The sequence below is a fragment of the Candidatus Mycolicibacterium alkanivorans genome, assembly GCF_022760805.1.
In the GTDB taxonomy this organism is placed as follows: domain Bacteria; phylum Actinomycetota; class Actinomycetes; order Mycobacteriales; family Mycobacteriaceae; genus Mycobacterium; species Mycobacterium alkanivorans.
Genome location: NZ_JAIVFL010000001.1, coordinates 2,015,551 through 2,039,951 on the forward strand (window position 1 = coordinate 2,015,551; position 24,401 = coordinate 2,039,951).

Sequence of the window (24,401 nt, forward strand, 5' to 3'; positions counted from 1 at the left end):
CACTGCGAGATTGAGACCGATTTCTCGCAGTAGACGCACACTCGACGATTGAAAGGACTCTCCGATGCCCCGGTTCGTCGACCGCGTCGTCATTCACACGCGTGCGGGCAACGGCGGTAACGGCTGTGCGTCGGTCCATCGCGAGAAGTTCAAGCCGCTCGGCGGTCCTGATGGCGGCAACGGCGGCAGCGGCGGCAGCGTCATCCTGGTCGTCGACCCGCAGGTGCACACGCTGCTGGACTTCCATTTCCACCCGAACGTCGTCGCGCCTTCCGGCAAGCAGGGTATGGGCAGCAACCGCGAAGGCGCCAACGGCGTCGATCTCGAGGTGAAGGTTCCCGACGGCACCGTCGTGCTCGACGAGCAGGGCCGGCTGCTGGCCGACCTGGTCGGCGCCGGCACCCGCTTCGTGGCCGCCGAGGGCGGTCGCGGCGGCCTGGGCAATGCCGCGCTGGCTTCCCGCGCCCGAAAGGCGCCCGGTTTCGCGCTGCTCGGCGAGAAGGGCCAGGAGCGCGAACTCACCCTGGAGCTCAAGACCGTCGCCGACGTCGGTCTGATCGGCTTCCCGTCGGCGGGCAAGTCGTCCCTGGTGTCGACGATCTCGGCGGCCAAGCCCAAGATCGCCGACTACCCGTTCACCACGCTGGTGCCCAACCTCGGCGTGGTCTCGGCCGGTGAGCACACCTTCACCGTCGCCGACGTGCCGGGCCTGATCCCCGGCGCTTCCCAGGGCCGCGGGCTGGGCCTGGATTTCCTGCGTCACATCGAACGCTGCGCGGTGCTGGTGCACGTCGTGGACTGCGCCGCGCTCGAACCCGGTCGCGACCCGATCTCCGACATCGACGCGCTCGAGGCCGAACTCGCCGCGTATCAGCCGACGCTGCAAGGGGATTCGACACTCGGTGACCTCGCCGACCGCCCGCGCGCGGTGGTGCTGAACAAGATCGACGTGCCCGAGGCCCGTGAGCTCGCCGATTTCGTGCGCCCCGAGATCGAAAGCCGCGGCTGGCCGGTCTTCGAGGTGTCGACCGTGAGCCGGGAAGGCTTGCGGGAGTTGATCTTTGCTCTGTGGGACATGGTGGCGTCCTACCAGGCCACCCAGCCCGAGGTGGTGCCGCGGCGCCCGGTGATCCGGCCGATCCCGGTCGACCAGAGCGGCTTCAGCGTCGAGGTCGACACCGAGAACCCCGGCGGGTTCGTGGTACGCGGCACCCGGCCGGAACGCTGGGTGGCGCAGACCAACTTCGACAACGACGAGGCGGTCGGCTATCTCGGCGACCGACTGGCCCGCCTGGGCGTCGAGGACGAACTGCTGAAGCTGGGTGCCAAGCCGGGATGTGCGGTCACCATCGGTGACATGACTTTCGACTGGGAGCCGCAGACGCCCGCCGGCGTGGACGTCACCCCGACCGGCCGCGGCACCGACGCCCGGCTGGAGCGCAACGACCGAATCGGAGCCGCCGAGCGCAAGGAGGCCCGTCGCCTGCGCCGCGAGCACGGGGACGAGCAGTGAGTCAGTACCGCGACGCGATCCGCACCGCCCGGAGTGTCGTCGTCAAGGTCGGCACCACCGCACTGACCACCAAGTCGGGGTTGTTCGACGCCGGCCGGCTGGCCAAACTCGTCGACGCCATCGAGGCCCGGATGAAGGCCGGTTCCGATGTCGTCATCGTGTCCTCCGGCGCGATCGCCGCCGGCATCGAGCCGCTGGGCCTGAGCAAGCGTCCCACCGACCTGGCCACCAAGCAGGCGGCGGCCAGCGTAGGTCAGGTCGCTCTGGTCAACGCCTGGAGCGCGGCGTTCGCCCGCTACGACCGCACGGTGGGACAGGTGCTGCTGACCGCACATGACATCTCGATGCGGGTACAGCACACCAACGCCCAGCGCACGCTGGACCGACTGCGGGCGCTGCACGCGGTGGCCATCGTCAACGAGAACGACACCGTGGCCACCAACGAGATCCGCTTCGGTGACAACGACCGGCTCTCAGCGCTGGTGGCCCACCTGGTGGGTGCCGATGCGCTGATTCTGCTCTCCGACATCGACGGGCTCTACGACGCCGATCCCCGCAAGGCCGACGCGCGTTTCATCCCCGAGGTGACCGGGCCGGACGACCTCGACGGGGTGGTGGCCGGGCAGGGCAGCGCGCTGGGCACCGGCGGGATGCGTTCCAAGCTGTCCTCGGCGCTGCTGGCCGCCGACGCCGGGTTGCCGGTGCTGCTGGCCGCTGCGACCGACGCCGCCACGGCGCTCACCGACGCCTCGGTGGGCACCGTGTTCGCCCCGCGGCCGGACCGGATGTCGGCACGCCGGTTCTGGGTCCGCTACGCCGCGGAGGCATCGGGGGCGCTGACGCTGGACGCCGGGGCGGTGCGCGCGGTGGTCAAGCAGCGGCGCTCATTGCTGCCCGCCGGTATCACCGCCGTGTCAGGCCGGTTCTTCGGCGGCGACGTCGTCGAGCTGCGCGGGCCCGTCGAGCAGATGGTGGCGCGCGGTGTGGTGGCCTATGACGCTGCCGAGTTGGCCACGATGATCGGTCGGTCCACCAGTGACCTGCCCGCCGAGATGCGCAGGCCGGCCGTACACGCCGACGACTTGGTGGCGGTCTAGCGCCCGCGCGACAGCGAGTTGCGTCCGGCCAGCTCGTCGGCGAGCAGCGCCAGCATCTCCGAGCAGCCGTTGTCCACCTTGACCGACGCCAGATCGTCGCCGCGGGTGGGTCCGCGGTTGATGATCGCGACGGGTATGCCCGCTGCCGCGGCGTGCCGCACGAACCGGTAGCCGGAGAACACCGTCAGCGACGACCCGGCCACCAAGAGCGCGTCGGAGGAGTCGATGAGTGAATAGGCTTGATCCACAACCTGTTTGGGAACGCTCTCGCCGAAGTAGACGATGTCGGGTTTGAGCATGCCGCCGCACGACGGGCAGTCGACGAAGCGGAACGACCCGGTGTCGGTGACCACCGCGTCGGCGTCCGGCGCCACCGCCAGCCCCCCGACCTTCTCGGCCCGCTCGGCGAACCCCGGGTTGGCGGCATCGAGTTGCTCGCCAAGCGCCGCGCGGGACATCGTGTACCGGCAATCCAGGCACACCACCCGCGCGTAGGTACCGTGCAGGTTGATCACGTTGCGGCTGCCCGCCTTGGTGTGCAGCAGGTCGACGTTCTGAGTGATCACCCCGGCGACCGGGCCGGCATGCTCCAGCGCGGCCAGCGCGCGGTGCCCGGCATTCGGCCGGGTCTGCGCCATGTGCCGCCAGCCCAGGTGGTTGCGGGCCCAGTAGCGCTGCCGGTACTCCCGGCTGGAGGTGAACTGCCGGATCGTCATGGGGTTGGCCGGCGGCGAGTCCGGGCCGCGGTAGTCCGGGATGCCCGAGTCGGTGGACAGGCCCGCACCCGTCAGCACGGCGATGCGCCGGCCCGTCAGGACTGCGACGAGCTCGGGGGCTTCCACGTCACCAGGATAGGCGGCTGTCCGAGGCGCACCAGCCTGTCGCGGGGGTGGCACTGAACATGTCCACCACCAGAACGGCGGTATCGGCCATGGCTTCGGGCGTACCCGTTTCCGGGTTCTCGAACACGCGGGCAACAATGGGTCATGGATTTCTATTCCGCCTACCGGCGCGGGTTCGTCCGGGTGGCCGCGTGCACTCACCGCACGGTGCTTGCGGACCCGGCCGCCAACGCCGAGTCGGTGTTGCGGATCGCGCGGGCCTGCCATGACGACAGTGTGGCCGTGGCGGTGTTCCCGGAGCTCACCTTGTCGGGGTATTCGATCGAGGACATCCTGCTGCAGGACACGTTGCTCGACGCGGTCGAGGACGCCTTGCTGGAGGTGGTCGCCGCCTCCGCCGATCTGTTCCCGGTCCTGGTGGTCGGCGCGCCGCTGCGCTACCTGCATCGTATCTACAACAGCGCGGTGGTGATCCATCGCGGTGTCGTGCTCGGCGTCGCGCCGAAGTCCTACCTGCCGACGTACCGGGAGTTCTACGAACGCCGCCAGGTCGCCCCCGGCGACGACCTGCACGGCACCATCCGCGTCGGTGGCGCCGAGGTGCCGTTCGGCCCAGATCTGCTGTTCGCGGCCGACGACGTGTCCGGTCTGGTGCTGCATGTCGAGATCTGCGAGGACATGTTCGTGCCCGTGCCGCCGAGCGCGCAGGCCGCGCTGGCGGGGGCGACGGTGCTGGCGAACCTGTCGGGTAGTCCCATCACGATCGGGCGAGCCGAGGATCGCAAGCTGCTGGCCCGCTCGGCCTCGGCGCGCTGCCTGGCCGCCTACGTCTATGCAGCGGCCGGGGAGGGCGAGTCGACCACCGACTTGGCCTGGGACGGCCAGACGATGATCTACGAGAACGGCCGGTTGCTCGCCGAGTCCGAACGCTTCCCGAAGGGCGAGCGCCGTTCGGTGGCCGACGTCGACCTCGACCTGCTGCGCGCCGAGCGGCTGCGGATGGGCACGTTCGACGACAACCGCAGGCACCACCAGGACGCGCTGAAATCGTTCCGGCGCATCGGTTTCGTCCTCGATCCACCCACCGGCGACATCGGCCTGATGCGCGAGGTCGAGCGATTCCCGTTCGTACCCAGCGATCCGGCTCGGCTGGAACAGGATTGCTACGAGGGCTACAACATCCAGGTCTCCGGGCTCGAGCAGCGGCTGCGCGCGCTGAACTACCCGAAGGTGGTCGTCGGGGTCTCCGGCGGTCTGGACTCGACGCACGCGCTGATCGTCGCCGCCCGCGCGATGGACCGGGAAGGCCGGCCGCGCAGCGACATTCTCGCGTTCACCCTGCCGGGGTTCGCCACCGGCGAGCGCACCAAGGCCAACGCGATCAGACTCTCGAACGCGCTGGGCGTCACCTTCGAAGAGCTCGACATCCGGTCGACGGCCAAGCTGATGCTGACCGAGATCGGCCATCCGTTCTCCCGCGGTGAAGAGGTCTACGACATCACCTTCGAGAACGTGCAGGCCGGGCTGCGCACCGACTACCTGTTCCGGATCGCCAACCAGCGCGGCGGCATCGTGCTGGGAACCGGTGACCTCTCCGAGTTGGCGCTGGGCTGGTCCACCTACGGTGTCGGCGACCAGATGAGCCACTACAACGTCAACGCCGGGGTCCCGAAAACCCTTATCCAGCACCTGATCCGGTGGGTCATCTCCTCAGGGCAGTTCCCCGACGAGGTCGACGAGATCCTGCAGTCGGTGCTCGACACCGAGATCACCCCGGAACTGGTGCCCACCGGCGAGGACGAGGAGATCCAGAGCAGCGAGGCCAAGGTCGGTCCGTACTCGCTGCAGGACTTCTCGTTGTTCCAGGTGCTGCGCCACGGTTTCCGGCCGTCGAAGATCGCGTTCTTGGCCTGGCACGCTTGGAGCGATCCCGACCGCGGCACGTGGCCGCCCGGCTTCCCCGAGGGCAAGCGTCCGTCGTACTCGCTCAAGGAGATTCGGCACTGGCTCGGTGTTTTCGCGCAGCGCTACTACTCGTTCAGCCAGTTCAAGCGTTCGGCACTGCCCAACGGCCCCAAGGTTTCCGCGGGCGGATCGCTGTCTCCGCGCGGTGACTGGCGCGCACCGTCGGACATGTCGGCACGGACCTGGCTGGCCGAGATCGAGCGCGAAGTCCCCGAAGACTGACGCACGTCGCAGGCGGCGATCACCGCCGGGGCGAGGCCAGAACTGTCTCCCCGGCGCCCGGCAGCGCAGCCGCGCTGAAGAACAGCCCCCACCTGCCGGTTGCTGGAGAGACCGATACGCTGGACTTATGAGTGTCCAAGCGCCGTCGGTTCCCGATGTTCGCTCACAGGTGCACGACGCGGCCCGCCGCGCCCGCGTCGCCTCACGTGCCCTCGGATCGCTGACCACCACGGTCAAGGACCGCGCCCTGCACGCGGCCGCCGACGCCGTGCTCGCCCACACCCACCAGATCCTGGCGGCCAACGTCAAGGATCTCGAGGTTGCGCGTGCCGCCGGCACGGCCGAGGCGATGCTGGACCGGCTGGCGCTGAACCCGCAGCGCGTCGACGGCATCGCCGCCGGGCTGCGCCAGGTCGCCGGGCTGCCCGACCCGGTCGGTGAGGTGCTGCGCGGCCGCACCCTGCCGAATGGCTTAAAGCTTCGCCAGCAGCGGGTTCCCCTGGGCGTGATCGGAATCGTCTACGAGGGCCGTCCCAACGTGACCGTCGACGCGTTCGGCCTGACCTTGAAATCTGGCAACGCGGTCCTGCTGCGGGGCAGCTCGTCGGCGGCGAACTGCAACGCCGAACTGGTGACCGTGCTGCGCGGCGCGCTGGCCGGTGAAGGTCTGCCCGAAGACGCCGTGCAGCTGCTGCCCAGCGCCGACCGCTCCAGCGTCACCCACCTGATCCAGGCCCGCGGCCTGGTCGACGTGGTGATCCCGCGCGGCGGGGCGGGCCTGATCGACGCCGTCGTGCGCGACGCCACCGTGCCCACCATCGAGACCGGCGTCGGCAACTGTCACGTCTACGTGCACTCGGCAGCCGACCTCGACATGGCCGAGGCGATCGTGCTCAACGCCAAGATGCGTCGGCCCAGTGTGTGCAACGCCGCCGAGACCCTGCTGATCGACGCTGGCATCGCCGACATCGCGCGGCCGCGGCTGCTGGCCGCGCTCCAGCAGGCCGGCGTCACCGTCCATGACGATCCGACCGAGGACGAACTGCGGGCGGAGTTCCTGTCGATGGACATCGCGGTGGCGGTCGTCGACGGAATCGACGCGGCGATCGAGCACATCAACACCTACGGCACCGGTCATACCGAGGCCATCGTCACTGCCAATGTCGCAGCGGCGCAACGTTTCACCGAACAGGTGGATGCGGCCGCGGTGATGGTCAACGCGTCGACCGCCTTCACCGACGGTGAGCAGTTCGGTTTCGGCGCCGAGATCGGCATCTCCACCCAGAAGCTGCACGCGCGTGGTCCGATGGGTCTGCCGGAGCTGACCTCGAGCAAGTGGATCGTCTGGGGAGACGGCCACACCCGACCGGCCTGATCCACGACGGGAGGACCCCGAGTGGAACCACGCGAAGCAGATCCTGCGCATCCAGTCCGGCTCCGGTGACTGGGATCAGACGAAGACCGACGTGTTCAGCGAGGAGTTCCTGCTGCAGCGGCCGCTGCTGACCGCGATCCGGCGCACCGAACCGACGGTGCTGCTGATCGACGAAACCGGGGCACTCCGACTACGGCAACGCGTTCGTCTCGTTCACCGAGAACTTCCACAATGTGCTCTCACCGCGCAGCTCGCTGTTGGTGCTCGGCGACTACCAGGACGTAATCACGATGCACGAGTGCCGTTCGGCCAAGCAGCTCGCCGCGGTGATCGATCAGCTGCTGCCGGTGTGATGCGCCGCTGCGGCGAGCCCGTGCCGGGACCCTTGGTGCCGACCTCGGTTGTCTTCGCAGCAGGTGAGACTGCTCCGGTGCCCGGTGCGATCACCCTGTCCGGCGACGTGTTCGGGTGCGGCCGCGTGGGCAGCGCCGGTTTGGTGGCGGCGCGTGCGGTCGGTCGCGTGGTCGCGTTCAGCCGGGGCACCGAGGGAACCGGCGCGGTGCTGACAGCGGCCTGCGCACTCGCGGCGACGGGCTGGACCGCGCCGATCGAGGGCAACAACCGTGCCGTCGTCGGCTGGCTGTAATCGGTGCGGTCATAGCCCAGCTCCACCAGGGCCCGCAGCGGCGGGTCCAGTGCGTCGAGGATCGGGTCGGGCACGATGCCGGACAGCGGCATCAGCAGCGGCAGCCGGGGCGTGCGGATGAGGTAGTAGGTGGTGTCCCTGCGCTGCTGGTAGTACATGCCGTTCCCGGCAGCCTTGGCAGCTTCGATGTCGGCGGCGGTCAGCTGGGTCTGGGTCGGGCCGTGGACGTCGATCATGCCGAGGATGGCGTTGGCCGTCGCGAGTAGGTTCAGCGGGTAGGTGGGGAAGTCGGCCCAGCCGTCGTACTGGCGGGCGACGTCGACCGTGGTATCGCCGGTGTCGGGCGTGGCGCCGGCGAAGGTGATGTCCAGGATGGGGATGTAGAGCCCGGCGAAGCGGGACAGCACGCCGCCGTTCGGCCGAGCCGGGTTCTCGACGAGCACGAAGGTGTTACCGGTCCCTTGCGGGTGCTGGGCCTGGTACTGGGAGGCCACGACGGCGCCCTGAGACATCCCGAAGATGACGTCGCCCTGCGGGTTGCGGGCGGCGAGGTTCTGCACGCCCTGCGCCACCGAGGCGTTCCAGGTGAAGTCGAACACCAGGCCATGCGACACCGGCCAGAAACCGGCGTTGTAGGGCACATTGCCGGCCGCAGTCGGTGGGTCCGCCGGTGTTCCGGTGCCTTCCAAGACTTGCCCGATGAAGGCGCGGTACTGCTCATCGGTCGGTGTCCGGCCGATGTTCGTGCCGCGCAGGTAGTCGACGGTGGCCGCGGCGAGCAGCGGGGCCGACGACACCGTCGGCGTCAGGCCCAGCGTCAGGGCCACGAGCGCGGTTGCCACCCCCACAACCGGCCGGGTCGCCGTCCGATGTCCGCCCCTCAAGTTCATCTCCGCTTTGCCCCCGCAAGTGAAGCGAATTCGCGCACGACCCGACTTAACGGGGAATCGTACGCGGATCGGCCGTCGATAAGGGCGGTATCGAGTTTGCCAGAGCACAGCGGCCGGTTGCCGTCGCGAGCAGGGCGAAGCCGGCAGGCTCCCGTAAGCTGGTCAATCGTGGTTTCCTCGGCGCGACGCAGGCTCGGCGTGATGGGCGGGACGTTCGATCCCATCCACAACGGCCACCTGGTCGCGGCCAGCGAGGTGGCCGACCTGTTCGAACTCGACGAAGTGGTGTTCGTGCCCACTGGCCGGCCCTGGCAGAAGTCGCGCGAGGTCACGCCTGCCGAGGACCGGTACCTGATGACGGTCATCGCCACCGCGTCCAACCCGCGGTTCTCGGTGAGCCGGGTCGACATCGACCGCGGCGGACCGACTTACACCGACGACACGCTGCGCGACCTGAGCGCGCTGAACCCCGACGCCGACCTGTACTTCATCACCGGCGCCGACGCGCTTGCCTCGATCCTGTCCTGGCAGAACTGGGAGGAACTGTTCGCCCTGGCCCGCTTCATCGGGGTCAGCCGGCCGGGCTACGAGCTCAACGGGCAGCACATCGTCGCGGCTTTCGACCAGCTGCCCGAGGAGGCACTCAACCTGGTCGAGGTTCCCGCGCTGGCCATCTCGTCCACCGACTGCCGCGCTCGCGCCGGCAACAACCGCCCCATCTGGTATCTGGTTCCCGACGGGGTGGTGCAATACGTCGCCAAGCGCGGCCTCTACCGCGACCTCGGTCCGGTGGATCCGATGGCCGCCGCACCCCTCGAGGAGGGACCCCAGTGACCGCGTCCGCCGAAGCGATCCGGATGGCGGAAGTCGCCGCCCGTGCCGCGGCCTCCAAACTCGCCCAGGACGTCGTCGTCATCGACGTCTCGGGTCAGCTGGTGATCACCGACCTGTTCGTGATCGCCTCGGCGTCCAACGAACGGCAGGTCAACGCGATCGTCGACGAGGTCGAGGAGAAGATGCGCCTGGCCGGGTACAAGCCGGCTCGCCGGGAGGGCACCCGGGAGGGGCGTTGGGTGCTGCTGGACTACGTCGACATCGTCGTGCACATCCAGCATCAGGACGAGCGCCATTTCTACGCGCTCGACCGGCTGTGGCGGGACTGCCCGCTGGTCGAGGTGAACCTCGACGACGTGGCCCTCGATACCGGAGCCGCCGGGCCGGCGACATCAGATGAGGAGGCGCCGTGAGGGTGCGCCGCCTGGTGATGCTGCGCCACGGTCAGACGGAGTACAACGCGGGCAGCCGGATGCAGGGCCAGCTCGACACCGAGCTGACCGACCTGGGCCGGGCTCAGGCGGTGGCCGCCGCTGAGGTGCTGGCCAAGCGGCAACCGCTGCTGATCGTCTCCTCGGACCTGCGCCGCGCCTGCGACACCGCCCTTGCGCTGGGGGAGCGCGCCGGTTTGCCCGTGCACGTGGACACCCGGCTGCGGGAGACTCATCTGGGTGACTGGCAGGGCCTGACCCACCACCAGGTCGACACCAACGCTCCGGGTGCGCGCGTTGCCTGGCGCGACGACGCCACGTGGGCGCCGCACGGCGGGGAGAGCCGCATCGACGTCGCCGACCGTAGCGTGCCGCTGGTCGCCGAACTGGTTGCCGCAGAACATGAGTGGGGGCTCGAGGAGCCCGAACGGCCGGTGGTGCTGGTCGCCCACGGCGGGTTGATCGCCGCGCTGTGCGCCGCACTGCTCGACCTTCCCGTCGACAGTTGGCCGGTGCTGGGCGGCATGGGCAACGCCAGCTGGGCGCAGTTGTCCGGGCATGGTGCCGACGACGCGGATTTCACCGGTCTGCGCTGGCGGCTGGATGTGTGGAACGCCTCCGCCCAGGTGGCCAACGATGTCCTCTGAGCCCGATCCACCCCCGGGTGGCTCCGCTCCTGCCCGCCGGGGTCGAACCCTACTGGTCTTCGCCGACTCGCTGTCCTATTACGGGCCGGAGGGCGGACTGCCCGCCGACGATCCACGGATCTGGCCCAATATCGTTGCCGCTGAACTGGGTTGGGATCTCGAACTCATCGGGCGTATCGGGTGGACGTCGCGTGACGTGTGGTGGGCGGCCACGCAGGACCCGCGGGCGTGGGCGGCTCTGCCGCGGGCGGGGGCGGTGATCTTCGCGACCGGCGGCATGGACTCGCTGCCGTCGCCGTTGCCCACCGCGCTGCGCGAACTGATCCGCTACGTGCGCCCGCCGTGGTTGCGCCGGTGGGTGCGTGACGGATACGGCTGGGTGCAGCCGCGATTCTCGCCGATCGCGCGTTCGGCGCTGCCTCCGCGGTTGACCGTCGAGTATCTGGAGATGACGCGCGGCGCAATCGATTTCAACCGCCCGGGCATCCCGATCGTGGCCTCACTGCCGTCGGTACACATCGCCGACACCTACGGCAACGCCCACCACGGGCGGACGGGCACCGTCAGCGCGATCACCGACTGGGCCGCCGAACACGACATCCCGCTGGTCGACCTCAAAGAGGCTGTCGCCGAACATGTTCTGGTCGGTCGCGGCAACCCGGACGGAATCCACTGGAACTTCGAGGCACACGAGGCCGTCGCCGAACTGATGGCCAAGGCGCTCGCCGAGGCCGGCGTCCCGCACGACAAGCCGCGCGCCTGACCCATGGCGGTCGTCGTGGTGACCGACTCGTCGGCCCGGATTCCCGCCGGGGAGGTCGACGCGTGGGGGATTCGCGTTGTACCGCTGCACATTCTGGTCGACGGACACGATCTGCGTGACGGCGTCGACCCCGTCCCGTCCGATCTCTACCACCGCGGCCAGGTCACGACGGCGGGGGCGACTCCGGCCGAACTGACTGCCGCCTATCGCCAGGCGTTGCAGGACAGCGGGGGTGACGGCGTGGTCGCCGTCCACATCTCCGGCGCGCTGTCGAGCACGCTGGGCGCCGCGGAGTATGCGGCCGCGGAGTTTGGCGCAGCGGTGCGGGTGGTCGACTCGAAGTCGGCGGCGATGGGCACCGGTTTCGTCGCGCTTGCCGCCGCCCGTGTCGCCCGCTCCGGTGCGGAGCTGAATGTCGTTGCCGCCGAAGCGGAATGCACGGTGGAGCGGGTGCACGGTTTCGTCGTCGTGCACCGTTTGGAGAATCTGCGCCGCAGTGGGCGCATCGGCACCGCGGCCTCATGGCTAGGTACCGCGCTGGCGCTCAAACCGCTGCTGCGCATCGACGAACAGGGCCGGCTGGTGCTGCTCGCCCGGGTGCGCACCGCATCCAAGGCGGTCGCCGCCATGGTGGAGCAGGTTCTGGAGGTGGTGGGGGAGCGGCGCGCCGCCCTGGCCGTGCACCACATCGCCAATCCCGACGCCGCGGCCGAGGTCGCGGCCACCTTGGCGGCCGCGCTGCCCGGGTGCGGACAGATCGTGGTCACCGATCTGGGGCCGGTGATCGGCGTGCATGTGGGCCCCGGGGCGGTAGGCGTGGTCGTCGCGGTCGACGGCCCGCAGGCCTGAGCGTCAGGCCGTGGCTTGGGCGGGGTGACGTGGCTGCCCATGATCCAGTTGAACCCGACGCTGACCACGTTGCGGTCACCGACCCAGCCGCGGTGGTAGCCGTTGGCCTGACGGCGACGAGTTCTGCACAGTTCGGCTTTCATCCACAGGAATCCCGTGGCCGGCGCTCAGGCGGTCGGATCGGGTCGGGTGGCGCTCCTACCGTCAGGTCATGCGAACCGATCACCCGCTGGCCCGCCTGGTCACCCCCGGCGGGGCCGACCCGGACGATGACGCCGACTCCGACGACGAGGCCCTGACCCCGAGCTGGATCCCCGACAGCCGCCCGCAGTGGCGTGAGCGGCTGCTGGCGGCGATCAGGGCCGACCCGGGCCGGGCCGGCGGTGTCGCGCTGGCGGTGATCGCCGCAGTCGCCGTGCTCGTCACGGTGGTCAGCCTGATGCGAGACGATCCCGCCCCGGTCATGTCGGCCAAGCTGCCGCCGGTGGAGATGGTGTCCTCGGCGACATCGCGCCCCAGTGCCATGCCCGATCAGCCGGTCGTCGTCAGCGTGGTCGGTCTGGTCGACAAGCCGGGCCTGGTGACCCTGGCGCCGGGTGCCCGGATCGCCGACGCGGTGTCGGCGGCCGGCGGAGCGCTCGACGGCGCCGACATGCTGGGACTCAACCTCGCCCGTCATCTCGCCGACGGCGAGCAGGTGGTCGTGGGAATCTCCACGCCGGCCGGCCAGCCCAGCGCGCTGGGCAGCTCGGTCAGGGGAGGCGCACCCGGGGCCCCCGCCGCGGCGGCGACCCAGACAAGCGGCACGCCGTCCGCACCGCTTGACCTGAACACCGCGAGCGCCGAACAGCTCGACGCCCTGCCGGGCGTCGGCCCGGTCACTGCGGCCGCGATTGTGGCGTGGCGCGATGCCAACGGGAAGTTCACCAGCGTCGACCAGCTCGGCGAGGTCGACGGCATCGGGACCGCGCGGTTGGAGAAACTGCTAGCGCTGGTGCGGGTCTGAGTGATGCACCCCGAGGCTGCGGCCCGGCTCGATCTCCGATTGGTGCCGGCGGCGGTGACGGCCTGGACGGTGACCGCCGCAGGGATCGCGTGGTCCATCGGCGCGCTGCTCGCCGCGGCGTGTGGGATCGCCGCGGTCGGCTGGGCGGCGCTGGTGTGGTGGCGCGGTGAGCTGAACCCGGCGATCCGCGCGGCCGCCGTCGCGGTGATCGGTACGGCGGTCATCGGGGCGGGGTTCGGGGTGGCGGTCGCGCTGCGCGGTGCCGCCGTGCGCGAGCACCCCATCGCACACCGGTTCGGCAGCGCGGCCTCGCTGACGGTCACGCCGACGGAGAGCCCGCGGTCGCTGGGAAACGGGCGAATGATGTTCCGCGCCAATCTCAACCGGGTCGGCGAGGACGGAATGTCAGGACGGGTCGTCGTCTTCGCGCCGGTGCTGGGCTTCGCCGAGCTGACCGCCGGGCAGCCGGCACGGTTTCGGGCCCGCATCGCCCGCCCCACGCGCCGGGACCTGACCGTCGCGGTCATCACCGCGACGGGCGAACCGGCACTCGGCGAGGCGTCGGCGGTGCAGCGCGCGGCCCAGAGTGTGCGGTCCCGATTCACCGCCACGGCTCTGGACGTCCTGCCCGCCGATCAGGCCGCGATGCTGCCCGGGCTCGTACTGGGCGACACGTCGTCGGTCCCGCCGGCCACCACCGCGCAGTTCCGCACCGCCGGTCTGACCCATCTCACCGCGGTCTCCGGGGCCAACGTCACGATCGTGTGCGGGGCGGTGCTGTTGTCGGCGCGGCTGATCGGTCCGCGCCCGGCAGTGGCCCTGGCCGCGGTGGCGCTGCTGGTGTTCGTCATCGTGGTGCAGCCGACCGCCAGCGTGCTGCGCGCGGCGGTGATGGGTGCCCTCGCGCTGCTCGCGGTGCTGTCCGGGCGGCGCCGTCAAGCGATCCCGATCCTGTCGGCGGCGGTGCTGGCCCTGCTCGTGGCGGCCCCGCAGCTGGCGGTCGACGCCGGATTTGCGTTATCGGTGTTCGCCACGGCCGCTCTGGTGGTCCTCGCCCCGATCTGGTCGGCGCGGCTGGTGGCCCGCGGCTGCCCCAAACCGCTTGCCGACGCGATATGCGTCGCGCTGGCCGCCCAGCTGGTGACCGCGCCGTTGGTGGCGGCCATCTCGGGTCGGCTGAGCCTGGTCGCGATACTGGCGAATCTGGCTGCAGCCGTTGTCATCCCACCGATAACGGTGCTCGGGACGGCTGCTGCGGCGCTGTGCCCGCTGTGGCCGGCCGGCGCCGGATTGCTGATCCGGTTCACCGGGCCGGAGCTGTGGTGGCTGCTGCACGTCGCGCGCTGGGCCGGCGCGGTTCCCGGCGCTGCGGTCACGGTGCCGTCGGGGCTCGCCGGGGTGGCGACGGTCGGCGGCACGAGTGTCCTTGCCGTGGCGGTCGTGGTCGGTGTCGGTGTGTGTCGGCGCGGCGTGAAACGATCGGGGCGTGAGCGCGACGGTGGCCGGTCTGCATCTGATCCTCGGTGACGAGGAGTTGTTGGTCGATCGAGCGATCGGCCGGGTGCTGCGGGCTGCGCGCGCGGCGGCGGGCACCGACGACGTGCCGGTCAACCGGCTGCGGGCCAGCGAGGTGTCCACCAATGAACTCGCCGAGCTGCTCAGCCCGTCGCTGTTCGCCGACGAGCGGGTGGTGGTCCTGGAGTCGGCCGCTGAAGTTGGGAAGGACGCGGTCGAACTCATCTCCTCGGCCGCCGCTGACCTCCCACCCGGCACGGTGCTGGCCGTCGTGCACTCCGGCGGGGGGCGGGCGAAAGCGCTGGCCGATCGACTCAAGAAGCTCGGCGCCGAGGTCCATCCTTGCGCAAAGATCACCAGGGCCGCCGAGCGGGCGGACTTCGTGCGCGCGGAGTTCCGTGGACTGAAGGTCAAGGTCGACGACGACACGCTCAACGCCCTGCTCGACGCGGTCGGCTCCGATATCCGCGAACTGGCCTCGGCGTGCTCACAGCTGGTCGCCGACACCGGTGGCCGCGTCGACGCGGTCGCGGTCCGGCGCTATCACAGCGGCAAGGCCGAGGTGTCCGGCTTCGACATTGCCGACAAAGCCGTGGTGGGCGACGTCGCCGGGTCGACGGAGGCGCTGCGCTGGGCGATGATGCGCGGGGTGCCCCACGTGGTGCTGGCCGACGCGCTGGCCGAGGCGATCCACAGCATCGCCCGGGTGGGTCCGCTCTCCGGTGACCCCTACCGGTTGGCATCAGAACTGGGAATGCCGCCGTGGCGTATTCAGAAGGCTCAGAAGCAGTCGCGGCGCTGGTCGCGCGACCGGGTCGCCACGGCGATCAGGCTGGTGGCGACGTTGAACGCCGACGTCAAGGGCACAGCAGCCGACGCCAACTACGCGCTGGAAGATGCGGTGCGCAAGGTTGCGCAACTGGCCGCCGGAAGCGGCCGGGACTGATCAGAGCTGGTTGAAGGCCTGCGCGAGAGCAGACTTCTTGTTGGCAGCCTGGTTCTTGTGAATGACACCCTTGCTGGCGGCCTTGTCCAGCTTGCGGCTGGTCGCGGTCAGCAGGTCGCCGGCCTTGGCCTTGTCGCCCTCGGCGGCAGCCTCACGGAACGCGCGGATCGCAGTATGGAGCGAGCTCTTCACCGACTTGTTGCGCAGTCTGCGGCGCTCGTTGGTGAGAATCCGCTTCTGCTGCGACTTGATGTTGGCCACGCGTATATGTCCTCTTCGTTTTCAAGCTCGGGGTATCTGTCATGCCGGGGCCGTCAAGCCCTCGGGCAGTGAACGTTCAGGGTACCAGCGGGGTGCGCAATCGCCCAAAATGGACCTCAGTAACCTGCCGAAACGGCGATCTTGGTGCAGCATGTGACAGGTGAGCCTCCGCACCCTGCCCTCCGAAGCCAGCCGGTCCCCGCGCAACGGCTCGCGACAGCCCCGTAAACACGACCACATCTTCGGTGGCTACAACGAGCTGGGCTCCTACGCGAAGGCCTTCGACGAGATGTTCGACGCCCAGGGCGACGTCCGCGGGCCGTACAAGGGCATCTTCGCCGAGCTCGCACCCTCGGACGCCGAAGACCTCGGGGCACGCGCCGAGGCACTGGGCAGAGCCTTCATCGACCAGGGCATCACCTTCTCGCTGTCGGGCCAGGAGCGGCCCTTCCCGCTCGACCTGGTGCCGCGCGTCATCTCCGCCGCCGAATGGTCCCGGCTCGAGCGGGGCATCACCCAGCGGGTCAAAGCCCTCGAGCTCTACCTCGACGACATCTATGGCGACCAGGAGATCCTGCGTGACGGGGTCATCCCGCGCCGGCTGGTCACGTCCTGCGAGCACTTCCACCGGCAGGCGGCCGGGATCAACCCGCCCAACGGGGTGCGCATCCACGTCGCCGGCATCGACCTGATCCGCGACGCACAGGGCACCTTCCGCGTGCTCGAGGACAACCTGCGCTCACCCTCGGGGGTCTCCTACGTCATGGAGAACCGCCGCACGATGGCCCGGGTCTTCCCGAACCTGTTCGCCACCCACCGGGTGCGCGCCGTCGGCGACTACGCCTCGCATCTGCTGCAGGCGCTGCGCAACGCGGCGGCCACCAACGAGGCCGACCCGACCGTCGTCGTCCTGACCCCGGGCCCGTTCAACTCCGCCTACTTCGAGCATTCCCTGCTGGCCCGGCAGATGGGTGTCGAGCTCGTCGAGGGCCGCGACATGTTCTGCCGCGACAATACCGTCTACATGCGCACCACCGAGGGCGAACGCCAGGTCGACGTCATCTACCGCCGCATCGACGACGACTTCCTCGACCCCATGCAGTTCCGGCCCGACTCGGTGCTCGGCGTCGCCGGTCTGCTCAACGCCGCCCGCGCCGGCAACGTGGTGATCTCCAGCGCGGTCGGCAACGGCGTCGGTGACGACAAATTGGTCTACACGTACGTGCCGACGATCATCGAGTACTACCTCGGCGAGAAGCCGCTGCTGGCCAATGTCGACACCTACCGGTGCTGGCTGGACGAGGAGCGCGAAGAGGTACTCGACCGCATCGACGAACTGGTGATCAAACCGGTCGAGGGCTCCGGTGGCTACGGCATCGTGTTCGGGCCGGATGCCTCGGCGAAGGAGCTGGCGACGGTCCGCAAGAAGATCCTCGCCGACCCCCGCGGCTGGATCGCCCAGCCGGTGGTCCAGCTCTCGACGGTGCCGACCAAGGTCGGCGACAATCTCGCGCCGCGCCACGTCGACCTGCGTCCGTTCGCGGTCAACGACGGCGAGGACGTCTGGGTGCTGCCGGGCGGGCTGACCCGCGTCGCGCTCACCGAGGGGTCGCTGGTGGTCAACTCCAGTCAGGGCGGCGGTTCGAAGGACACCTGGGTGCTGGCGTCGCGCACGTCGGTGGCCGCCCGTGAGCTGGGCGCCGCCGAGATCGTCCGCAAGCTGCCCACGCCGGCCAAAGTGTCCGCGACCGAGAAGGCCTCCGAGCAGTCCGGCCAGCAGCAGCAGAGCCAGCAGCAGCAGGCGGTGATGCGCTGATGCTGGCCCGCAACGCCGAGGCGCTCTACTGGATCGGCCGATATGTCGAGCGCGCCGACGACACCGCCCGCATCCTCGATGTCACGGTCCACCAACTGCTCGAGGACTCCAGCGTGGACCCCGACCAGACGTCGCGGGTGCTGCTGCAGGTGCTCGGCATCGAACCGCCCGAGCATCAGCTCGACCTGTGGTCACTGACCGACCTGGTGGCGTTCAGCCGCGGGCTGGAGGGTGGTTGCTCCATCGTCGACGCGATCTCCGGCGCACGCGAAAACGCCCGCTCGGCAAGGGAAGTCACGTCAAGCGACATGTGGGAGTGTCTTAACACGACCTACAACGCGCTCGGCGAACGCGAGCGCGCCTCCCGCCGGCTGGGCCCGCACGAGTTCTTTTCGTTCATCGAAGGCCGCGCGGCGATGTTCGCCGGCCTGGCCGACTCGACGCTGTCCCGCGACGACGGCTACCGGTTCCTAGTGCTGGGCCGCGCCATCGAACGGGTGGACATGACGGTGCGGCTGCTGCTGTCCCGCGTCGGTGACAGTGCGTCCTCCCCGGCGTGGGTGACGGTGCTGCGCTCGGCCGGTGCCCACGACACCTATCTGCGCACCTACCGCGGCGTGCTCGACGCCAACCGCGTCGTCGAGTTCATGTTGCTGGACCGGCTTTTCCCGCGGTCGATCTTCTACTCGCTCAAGCTCGCCGAACACAGCCTCGACGAGCTGATGCACCGCCAGCACAACCGTGTCGGCGCCACCGCCGAGGCGCAGCGGCTCCTCGGCCGCGCCCGCAGCGAGCTGGAGTTCATCCGTCCCGGGGTGCTGCTCGAATCGTTCGAGCAGCGGCTGGCCGGTCTGCAGGCCACCTGCCGGGACGTCGGAGAAGCGGTGGCGCTGCAGTACTTTCACTCCGCCCCGTGGGTGGCGTGGTCGGACGCCGGGCACAACGGCGCCCTTGTTGTCGAGGAGGGCGAGGTCTGATGTGGCGGATGCGCGTGGTGCACGCGACGGGCTACGCCTACAAGTCGCCGGTCACCGCCTCCTACAACGAAGCCCGGCTCACCCCTCGGTCGGACTCCCGGCAGAACGTCATCCTCAACCGGGTCGAGACCGTACCGGCCACCCGCAACTATCGCTATGTCGACTACTGGGGAACTGCCGTAACGGCTTTCGACCTGCACGCGCCGCACGCCGAGCTCGAGGTGACCTCCTCGTCGGTGGTCGAGACCGACCGGTCCGAATCTCCGTCAACGACGGTGTCCTGGGCGGAACTGGCCTCCGAAGCGGTGCGTGACCGCTTCGACGAGGTGCTCACCCCGACGCACTACACCCCGGCCAGTCGCCGGCTCGAGCGGGTCGGCACGCGGATCGCCAGGGAGAACGACCCGCGTGACGCCGTCTTCGCGGCGGCCCGCTGGGCGCACCGCGAACTGAACTACGTCCCCGGTACCACGGGCGTGCACTCCTCGGGGCTCGACGCGCTGCGGGAAGGCAAGGGGGTATGTCAGGATTTCGCCCACCTGACGTTGATCATGTTGCGCGGCATGGGGATTCCGGCCCGCTACGTGTCGGGCTATCTGCACCCCAACCGCGATGCCGTCGTCGGAGACACCGTCGACGGGCAGAGCCACGCCTGGATCCAGGCGTGGACGGGCAGCTGGTGGCACTACGACCCGACCAACGACTCCGAGATCAACGAGCAGTACATCAGCGTCGGGGTCGGGCGTGACTACGCCGACGTCTCGCCGCTGAAGGGCATCTACTCCGGTGAGGGTTCCACCGACCTCGACGTGGTCGTGGAGATCACCCGCCTGGCCTGACCCGCCTAGCCGATCGTCACCCGCAGCAGGTCGTCACCGAGTTCGACCCGACCGCGAAACTCGTTGGCGGCCAATGCCCGCCACTGGTCCTCCTCTCCTGGCGCCAGTGGTGGCACGTAGTGGGTGAGTACCAGGGTGTTCACCCCGGCGCGCGCCGCAGTAGCCGCGGCCTGCTCAACCGAGGAGTGGTAGTCCAGGATGTCTTTAAGTCGCTGGCGGGGCACCAGTGCGACCAGGTCCTTGCGAATGACGGTGTGCACGAGGGCATCCGCACCGCGGGCCAGTTGGTCGAGCGTCGCGCAGGGGACCGTGTCGCCAGCCAGCACCACGGAGTTGCTCTCGTATTCCACGCGAAAGGCGATCGTCGGCTCGACCGGACGATGGTCGGTAGGTGCCACCGCGATCCGCACTTCGTCGCCGTCCCACACCTGACCCTCGGTGTACTCATGCACTTGCACCGAGGGCGGTTCGGTGATGTCGGCGTGGTGGGCGATGCGATACGAGATGTCGGGCGCCAGCGCAGCCAGCGTCGCCTCTACCACCGCTTTCGTGCCGGGCGGGCCGATGATCGGCAACGGGGTCGGCATGAACGTCGTCACCCAGCGGGTGGTGATGACGTCGGAGAGATCGGTGATGTGGTCGCTGTGCAGATGGGTCAGCAGCAGAGCGGTCAGGTTCGCCGCGCCCACGCCCGCGGCGGCCGCGCGCATCAACGCCCCGCGGCCGCAGTCGACCAGTAACGGCGAATCACCGGCCTTGACCAGGGTCGAGGGACCGGCGCGGTTCGCGTCGACCGGAAGAGTCGCACCCATGATGTTGCTGTCATCCACCCTCGCCGCCCTGGAGGTCAGCACCCACCAGAGGTTCACCGGAAACCGGCTGGCCATCAACATCGTCACCGGGGGCGGTCGCGCCCGACATCTACTTCGGCGGCTCCTCGCCGGAGGCCATCGAGGTGGCCGGCCGAGCACGCCGACGTCCACCTCACCTGGGGTGAGACGTCCGAGCAGGTGGCCCTGGAGGTCCACCCCGGACCGTGGGCCGTACGTCGGCACCGGTGTCCTGCCGGTGGTGCGCGAGTCCGGGCGCGCGGCCGCGGTCGGCTGAGCGGGGTTCAGCTCCAGGAGTACTCGGCGCGCAGCCTGGCGGCGACCAGCTCGAAGGTCACCTCGTCGAGGATCGCGCCCTCACGGCGGATGCTTTCCTCGGGAACGTCGAGCACTCGATCCAAGCGCACCCAGCTGGGCCGCGCCTCGTAGTCCCAGCTTCCCGTCCCGATACCGATCCAGTCCCGGTCGTCGGCGTGGTGGGTTTGGCTGGACAGCATCAGACCCAGCAGGACGCTGCGGTCGCGGCCGACGACGAGCACGGGGCGGTCCTTGCCCTGGGTCGGGTCGTCTTCGTAGACCACCCAGGTCCAGACGATCTCGCCTGGGTCGGCCCAGCCGTCGAGGTCGGGGGCGTAGACCACTTTGCGGGCGCGGTGCGCGGTGGGGACGCTGTTCTTGGTGACCGGCCGGCCCGCGGTGATTGCGGCGGGCTTGTCGGTGGCGACGGCCGTGGCCACCAAGGCGTCGATGCCCATCCTGATGCCCTGCTGAATGGTCCGTTGGACGGACGGTGAACTCTGCAGATGCCGGATGAACTTCGGGGCCTCGTTGAACACAAGGTTCTCTGCGAACCGCTGCAACGTCTTCCACTGCGACGCCATTCTCGACAGCATAGGCGAGCGATTGGGCCCGGCGGCGGTCGTCCCGATACGCTTGACGTGCCCACCGGCCCTACTAACACCGCCCGACCAGGAGATTCCCATCAGCAGTTTCGCCGACCAGACGTTCACCGCGCCGGCACAGATTCGGAACTTCTGCATCATCGCCCACATCGATCACGGCAAGTCGACGCTGGCGGACCGCATGCTGCAGCTCACCGGAGTCGTCGCCGACCGGGACATGCGCGCGCAGTACCTGGACCGCATGGACATCGAGCGGGAACGCGGCATCACGATCAAGGCTCAGAACGTCCGGCTGCCGTGGAAGGTCGGGGACACCGATTACGTCCTGCACCTGATCGACACCCCCGGCCACGTCGACTTCACCTACGAGGTGTCCCGGGCGCTGGAAGCCTGCGAGGGTGCGATCCTGCTGGTCGACGCCGCCCAGGGCATCGAGGCCCAGACCCTGGCGAACCTGTATCTGGCGCTGGACCGGGACCTGACGATCATCCCGGTGCTCAACAAGATCGACCTACCCGCCGCCGACCCCGAGCGCTACGCCGGTGAGATCGCCCACATCATCGGTTGTGAGCCCGGCGATGTGCTGCGGGTGTCCGGCAAGACCGGTGAGGGCGTGGCGGAACTGCTCGACGAGGTGGTGCGGCAGGTGCCGGCCCCCACCGGTGACGCCGACGCTCCGGCCCGGGCGATGATCTTCGACTCGGTCTACGACATCTACCGCGGCGTGGTCACCTACGTCCGCGTGGTCGACGGCAAGATCACGCCGCGCGAGAAGATCAAGATGATGTCGACCGGCGCCACTCACGAGCTGCTCGAGGTCGGCATCGTCTCCCCGGAGCCCAAGCCGACCGTCGGCCTCGGCGTCGGCGAGGTGGGCTACCTGATCACCGGTGTGAAGGACGTCCGTCAGTCCAAGGTCGGTGACACCGTCACCAGCGCCCGCCACGGTGCCACCGAGGCGCTCACGGGTTACCGCGAACCCAAACCGATGGTGTACTCGGGGCTGTACCCGGTCGACGGGTCGGACTACCCCAATCTGCGTGAGGCCCTGGACAAACTGCAGCTCAACGACGCCGCCCTGACGTACGAGCCCGAGACATCAGTGGCCCTGGGCTTCGGCTTCCGGTGCGGATTCCTCGGCCTGCTGCACATGGAGATCACCCGCGAGCGTCTGGAGCGCGAGTTCGACCTCGACCTGATCTCCACCGCGCCGAACGTCGTCTACCGGGTGATCCAGGATGACGGCACCGAGCTCGTCGTCACCAACCCGTCGGACTGGCCGGAAGGCAAGGTCCGCACCGTCTTCGAGCCCGTGGTCAAGTGCACGGTGATCGCGCCGAGTGAATTCATCGGCACCATCATGGAGCTCTGTCAGTCCCGCCGCGGCGAGCTCGGCGGCATGGACTACCTTTCCCCGGAACGCGTCGAGCTGCGCTACACCATGCCGATGGGGGAGATCATCTTCGACTTCTTCGACGCACTGAAGTCGCGCACCCGCGGCTACGCCAGCCTGGACTACGAGGAGGCCGGCGAGCAGGAGGCCGCGCTGGTCAAGGTCGACATCCTGCTGCAGGGCGAGGCCGTCGACGCGTTCAGTGCGATCGTTCACAAGGATTCGGCTGCCGCGTACGGCAACAAGATGACCACCAAGCTCAAGGAGCTCATCCCGCGCCAGCAGTTCGAGGTTCCGGTGCAGGCGGCCGTCGGCTCGAGAATCATTGCCCGCGAGAACATTCGGGCCATCCGCAAGGACGTGCTCGCGAAGTGCTACGGCGGTGACATCACCCGTAAGCGCAAGCTGCTGGAGAAGCAGAAAGAGGGCAAGAAGCGGATGAAGACGATCGGCCGGGTCGACGTCCCGCAGGAAGCCTTCGTCGCGGCGTTGTCCACCGACACCGCCAACGACAAACCGGGCGACAAAACGCGGAAGTAGGGGGCACATCACACGGCGGGCACCAGACGGTCTCCAGCGCGGATGCCGGTGTGGTCCAGTTCTGTTCGGAGGCCGAGGCCCAGCGGATGTTCGGCGAGTTCGTGATCCGATGGAAGGCCTGTCGGGGCACCACCGTGACGACCTATCTGCACAACGCCAACAACGCCGAGTTGTACCAGAAGGTCACCGACGTCCGGGTCGACGGGCCGGTGCTGTCCGCGACGGTGATCAACTCCGACAACCAGCAGGACGCCGAGTTCCCGACGGAGCGGGCGCTCGGGATTACCGGGGACTGCATCGTCGATGTCGACGTGGCGGTCACCGGCGGCACGCCAGCCCAGCGGAAACCGGCCGGCCGCGCGGTGAACCTCGCCACGGCGATGCTCGGCCGGGTCCGCTGACCCGGGGGTAGCGGCGGAAGCCGGCAGTCGGGGGACAATGGACCCGGTGATCCGCCCTGTGCCCGCGGTGTGTGCCGCCCTCATGTTCAGCGCGCTGCTGTCCGGGTGCGTCTCCACGGTCGGCGGCAGCGCCGTGCAGGCCCACGGGGGCGGGTCTACGCGTGCCGGCGGGCCGAAGCTCGAGAAGTCCGATCTTGAGCATGTGCTGCTGACCGCCGGTGCGGTCAACGGCATCATGGACGCCACCGGCATCCGGCAGACCCGGACGTCTGAGGAGATGAGCGACAACTCCGACGCAGTGTCGGACATCGACTGCCTCGGCGCGATCTACGGCGCCGAGGAGAAGGTTTACAAGGGCAGTGACTGGACCGCCGTGCGCGACGAGGTGCTGCAGGAGCCCGTCAGCGACAACGACCACTGGGTTGAGCAGATCGCGGTGCTGTTCCCGTCGCCGGACAAAGCCCAGAAGTTCGTCGAGGAGTCCAGGACGACGTGGAAGAAGTGTGAGGGCTCGTCGATCGACATCGACAACGACGAGGTGCACTCGACGTGGGACATCGGTGACGCCGACACCGCCGGGGAGATCCTGACGCAGAGCGCCGAGCAGCGCGACGCCGGCGGGTGGGGCTGTCAGCACGCGCTGGGCACGGCATCCCACCTCGTCGTGGAGGCGTGGGCGTGCAGCAACTCGATCGGCGACGAGGCCGGGAGCATCGCCACCGAGATGTTGAGGAACGCCGCCAAGAAGAAGTAGGTGCACCAGTCCGCTTCGGCAGTACGGCAATTCGATTCGCGCTGGGTCTAACCGATGCAGATCCGCACCACGCGGTCCTAATCTGCGGTGGTGTCCCGAGAACTGCACCTCCTTGCTTTCGGCAGCACGGGTTCGGCGGGTCCGTGG

23 protein-coding genes and 3 pseudogenes are annotated in these 24,401 nt (G+C 69.2%); 21 read left to right on the forward strand and 5 right to left on the reverse strand.

The annotated features are described in order from the left end of the window. Positions 1-64 precede the first annotated feature (64 nt). Together obgE and proB are read left to right on the forward strand one after the other, a co-directional pair. On the forward strand, positions 65-1,513 hold the full coding sequence (gene obgE, locus K9U37_RS10075) for a GTPase ObgE (protein WP_243071567.1): 1,449 nt from the start codon (positions 65-67) through the stop codon (positions 1,511-1,513). Further along, a complete protein-coding gene (proB, locus tag K9U37_RS10080) occupies positions 1,510-2,610 on the forward strand; it encodes a glutamate 5-kinase (RefSeq protein WP_243071568.1) in 1,101 nt (366 codons plus the stop codon). Before obgE ends, proB begins: the two co-directional genes overlap by 4 nt. Here proB and K9U37_RS10085 read toward each other — a convergent pair. Beyond that, positions 2,607-3,452 (reverse strand): NAD-dependent protein deacetylase, encoded by an 846-nt coding sequence (locus K9U37_RS10085; protein WP_243071569.1) that lies wholly within the window; start codon positions 3,450-3,452, stop codon positions 2,607-2,609. The genes proB and K9U37_RS10085 overlap by 4 nt on opposite strands. A 144-nt stretch (positions 3,453-3,596) precedes the next feature. Here K9U37_RS10085 and K9U37_RS10090 point away from each other — a divergent pair, with 144 nt between their 5' ends. The 4 genes and pseudogenes from K9U37_RS10090 to K9U37_RS10105 form a co-directional block, all read left to right on the forward strand. After that, entirely contained in the window at positions 3,597-5,639 is a 2,043-nt protein-coding gene (locus K9U37_RS10090; RefSeq protein WP_243071570.1) for an NAD(+) synthase, read from the forward strand. A 127-nt stretch (positions 5,640-5,766) separates the two neighbouring features. Continuing rightward, positions 5,767-7,014, forward strand: coding sequence for a glutamate-5-semialdehyde dehydrogenase (locus K9U37_RS10095; RefSeq protein WP_243071571.1), 1,248 nt, complete (start codon positions 5,767-5,769; stop codon positions 7,012-7,014). A gap of 13 nt (positions 7,015-7,027) precedes the next feature. Beyond that, positions 7,028-7,196: pseudogene (locus K9U37_RS10100) on the forward strand (AAA family ATPase); the annotation flags it as partial. Further along, positions 7,188-7,367: pseudogene (locus K9U37_RS10105) on the forward strand (hypothetical protein); the annotation flags it as partial. The pseudogenes K9U37_RS10100 and K9U37_RS10105, both read left to right, overlap by 9 nt. Here the strand turns inward: K9U37_RS10105 and K9U37_RS10110 are convergent. Beyond that, positions 7,300-8,502: a PE-PPE domain-containing protein gene (locus K9U37_RS10110; RefSeq protein ID WP_243071572.1), complete on the reverse strand. Its 1,203-nt coding sequence runs from the start codon at positions 8,500-8,502 to the stop codon at positions 7,300-7,302. The pseudogene K9U37_RS10105 and the gene K9U37_RS10110 overlap by 68 nt on opposite strands. Before the next feature lie 216 nt (positions 8,503-8,718). Between K9U37_RS10110 and nadD the strand changes: the two genes are divergently transcribed. The 8 genes from nadD to holA all read left to right on the forward strand — a co-directional run bounded on the left by nadD (position 8,719) and on the right by holA (position 15,541). Next, on the forward strand, positions 8,719-9,384 hold the full coding sequence (nadD, locus tag K9U37_RS10115) for a nicotinate-nucleotide adenylyltransferase (RefSeq protein WP_308197364.1): 666 nt from the start codon (positions 8,719-8,721) through the stop codon (positions 9,382-9,384). Beyond that, complete coding sequence (rsfS, locus tag K9U37_RS10120) at positions 9,381-9,797, forward strand: ribosome silencing factor (protein ID WP_243071573.1); 417 nt, start codon at positions 9,381-9,383, stop codon at positions 9,795-9,797. Before nadD ends, rsfS begins: the two co-directional genes overlap by 4 nt. Next, positions 9,794-10,462 carry a glucosyl-3-phosphoglycerate phosphatase gene (gene gpgP, locus K9U37_RS10125; protein WP_243071574.1) on the forward strand — a complete coding sequence of 223 codons (669 nt, stop codon included), beginning with the start codon at positions 9,794-9,796 and terminating at the stop codon, positions 10,460-10,462. Before rsfS ends, gpgP begins: the two co-directional genes overlap by 4 nt. Continuing rightward, positions 10,452-11,225, forward strand: a complete 774-nt coding sequence (gene octT / locus K9U37_RS10130; protein ID WP_243071575.1) for a diglucosylglycerate octanoyltransferase — start codon at positions 10,452-10,454, stop codon at positions 11,223-11,225. The genes gpgP and octT overlap by 11 nt, the downstream gene beginning before the upstream one ends. Positions 11,226-11,228: 3 nt before the next feature. Further along, positions 11,229-12,074, forward strand: a complete 846-nt coding sequence (locus tag K9U37_RS10135) for a DegV family protein (protein WP_243071576.1) — start codon at positions 11,229-11,231, stop codon at positions 12,072-12,074. A gap of 211 nt (positions 12,075-12,285) precedes the next feature. Further along, a complete protein-coding gene (locus tag K9U37_RS10140) occupies positions 12,286-13,080 on the forward strand; it encodes a ComEA family DNA-binding protein (RefSeq protein ID WP_243071577.1) in 795 nt (264 codons plus the stop codon). A 3-nt stretch (positions 13,081-13,083) separates the two neighbouring features. After that, positions 13,084-14,607, forward strand: coding sequence for a ComEC/Rec2 family competence protein (locus K9U37_RS10145; RefSeq protein ID WP_243071578.1), 1,524 nt, complete (start codon positions 13,084-13,086; stop codon positions 14,605-14,607). After that, positions 14,567-15,541, forward strand: a complete 975-nt coding sequence (gene holA / locus K9U37_RS10150; RefSeq protein ID WP_243071579.1) for a DNA polymerase III subunit delta — start codon at positions 14,567-14,569, stop codon at positions 15,539-15,541. The genes K9U37_RS10145 and holA overlap by 41 nt, the downstream gene beginning before the upstream one ends. On the opposite strand, the gene rpsT is transcribed toward holA, so the two are convergent. Next, entirely contained in the window at positions 15,542-15,802 is a 261-nt protein-coding gene (gene rpsT / locus K9U37_RS10155; RefSeq protein WP_243071580.1) for a 30S ribosomal protein S20, read from the reverse strand. A gap of 160 nt (positions 15,803-15,962) precedes the next feature. Here rpsT and K9U37_RS10160 point away from each other — a divergent pair, with 160 nt between their 5' ends. Genes K9U37_RS10160 through K9U37_RS10170 form a run of 3 tightly spaced genes read left to right on the forward strand, consistent with a single transcriptional unit; the run spans position 15,963 to position 19,434 of the window. Further along, entirely contained in the window at positions 15,963-17,618 is a 1,656-nt protein-coding gene (locus K9U37_RS10160) for a circularly permuted type 2 ATP-grasp protein (RefSeq protein ID WP_372489491.1), read from the forward strand. Beyond that, entirely contained in the window at positions 17,618-18,595 is a 978-nt protein-coding gene (locus K9U37_RS10165) for an alpha-E domain-containing protein (protein ID WP_243071581.1), read from the forward strand. Before K9U37_RS10160 ends, K9U37_RS10165 begins: the two co-directional genes overlap by 1 nt. Continuing rightward, the gene (locus K9U37_RS10170; RefSeq protein WP_243071582.1) at positions 18,595-19,434 is read left to right on the forward strand and encodes a transglutaminase family protein; all 840 of its coding nucleotides are present in this window, start codon (positions 18,595-18,597) and stop codon (positions 19,432-19,434) included. The genes K9U37_RS10165 and K9U37_RS10170 overlap by 1 nt, the downstream gene beginning before the upstream one ends. 5 nt (positions 19,435-19,439) lie before the next feature. Here K9U37_RS10170 and K9U37_RS10175 read toward each other — a convergent pair whose 3' ends face one another. Continuing rightward, the gene (locus K9U37_RS10175; protein WP_252394458.1) at positions 19,440-20,246 is read right to left on the reverse strand and encodes a ribonuclease Z; all 807 of its coding nucleotides are present in this window, start codon (positions 20,244-20,246) and stop codon (positions 19,440-19,442) included. Between K9U37_RS10175 and K9U37_RS10180 the strand changes: the two genes are divergently transcribed. Further along, a complete protein-coding gene (locus K9U37_RS10180; protein ID WP_372489492.1) occupies positions 20,245-20,541 on the forward strand; it encodes a hypothetical protein in 297 nt (98 codons plus the stop codon). The two genes, K9U37_RS10175 and K9U37_RS10180, sit on opposite strands and share 2 nt — an antisense overlap. 7 nt (positions 20,542-20,548) lie before the next feature. Here K9U37_RS10180 and K9U37_RS10185 read toward each other — a convergent pair whose 3' ends face one another. Next, positions 20,549-21,145: a type II toxin-antitoxin system PemK/MazF family toxin gene (locus tag K9U37_RS10185; RefSeq protein WP_243071584.1), complete on the reverse strand. Its 597-nt coding sequence runs from the start codon at positions 21,143-21,145 to the stop codon at positions 20,549-20,551. 52 nt (positions 21,146-21,197) lie between these two features. On the opposite strand from K9U37_RS10185, the gene lepA reads away from it, so the two are divergent. The 3 genes and pseudogenes from lepA (at position 21,198) to K9U37_RS10200 (ending at position 24,254) form a co-directional block, all read left to right on the forward strand. Continuing rightward, positions 21,198-23,099 carry a translation elongation factor 4 gene (gene lepA, locus K9U37_RS10190; protein ID WP_243071585.1) on the forward strand — a complete coding sequence of 634 codons (1,902 nt, stop codon included), beginning with the start codon at positions 21,198-21,200 and terminating at the stop codon, positions 23,097-23,099. A 23-nt stretch (positions 23,100-23,122) separates the two neighbouring features. Beyond that, a pseudogene (locus K9U37_RS10195) lies at positions 23,123-23,500 on the forward strand (sensor domain-containing protein); the annotation flags it as partial. Positions 23,501-23,537: 37 nt separating this feature from the next. Then, positions 23,538-24,254: a sensor domain-containing protein gene (locus tag K9U37_RS10200; protein WP_372489493.1), complete on the forward strand. Its 717-nt coding sequence runs from the start codon at positions 23,538-23,540 to the stop codon at positions 24,252-24,254. The last annotated feature ends 147 nt before the right edge of the window (positions 24,255-24,401 follow it).

Excerpts from the sequence above, each read along its gene's own strand:
- K9U37_RS10095 (WP_243071571.1), top strand. The coding sequence starts at position 5,767 with ATGAGTGTCCAAGCGCCGTCGGTTCCCGATGTTCGCTCACAGGTGCAC.
- K9U37_RS10180 (WP_372489492.1), top strand. The coding sequence starts at position 20,245 with ATGATGTTGCTGTCATCCACCCTCGCCGCCCTGGAGGTCAGCACCCAC.
- K9U37_RS10090 (WP_243071570.1), top strand. The coding sequence starts at position 3,597 with ATGGATTTCTATTCCGCCTACCGGCGCGGGTTCGTCCGGGTGGCCGCG.
- K9U37_RS10140 (WP_243071577.1), top strand. The coding sequence starts at position 12,286 with ATGCGAACCGATCACCCGCTGGCCCGCCTGGTCACCCCCGGCGGGGCC.
- K9U37_RS10135 (WP_243071576.1), top strand. The coding sequence starts at position 11,229 with ATGGCGGTCGTCGTGGTGACCGACTCGTCGGCCCGGATTCCCGCCGGG.
- octT (WP_243071575.1), top strand. The coding sequence starts at position 10,452 with ATGTCCTCTGAGCCCGATCCACCCCCGGGTGGCTCCGCTCCTGCCCGC.
- K9U37_RS10170 (WP_243071582.1), top strand. The coding sequence starts at position 18,595 with ATGTGGCGGATGCGCGTGGTGCACGCGACGGGCTACGCCTACAAGTCG.
- K9U37_RS10165 (WP_243071581.1), top strand. The coding sequence starts at position 17,618 with ATGCTGGCCCGCAACGCCGAGGCGCTCTACTGGATCGGCCGATATGTC.
- K9U37_RS10185 (WP_243071584.1), bottom strand. The coding sequence starts at position 21,145 with ATGGCGTCGCAGTGGAAGACGTTGCAGCGGTTCGCAGAGAACCTTGTG.
- K9U37_RS10175 (WP_252394458.1), bottom strand. The coding sequence starts at position 20,246 with ATGGGTGCGACTCTTCCGGTCGACGCGAACCGCGCCGGTCCCTCGACC.
- K9U37_RS10145 (WP_243071578.1), top strand. The coding sequence starts at position 13,084 with ATGCACCCCGAGGCTGCGGCCCGGCTCGATCTCCGATTGGTGCCGGCG.
- K9U37_RS10200 (WP_372489493.1), top strand. The coding sequence starts at position 23,538 with ATGGACCCGGTGATCCGCCCTGTGCCCGCGGTGTGTGCCGCCCTCATG.
- obgE (WP_243071567.1), top strand. The coding sequence starts at position 65 with ATGCCCCGGTTCGTCGACCGCGTCGTCATTCACACGCGTGCGGGCAAC.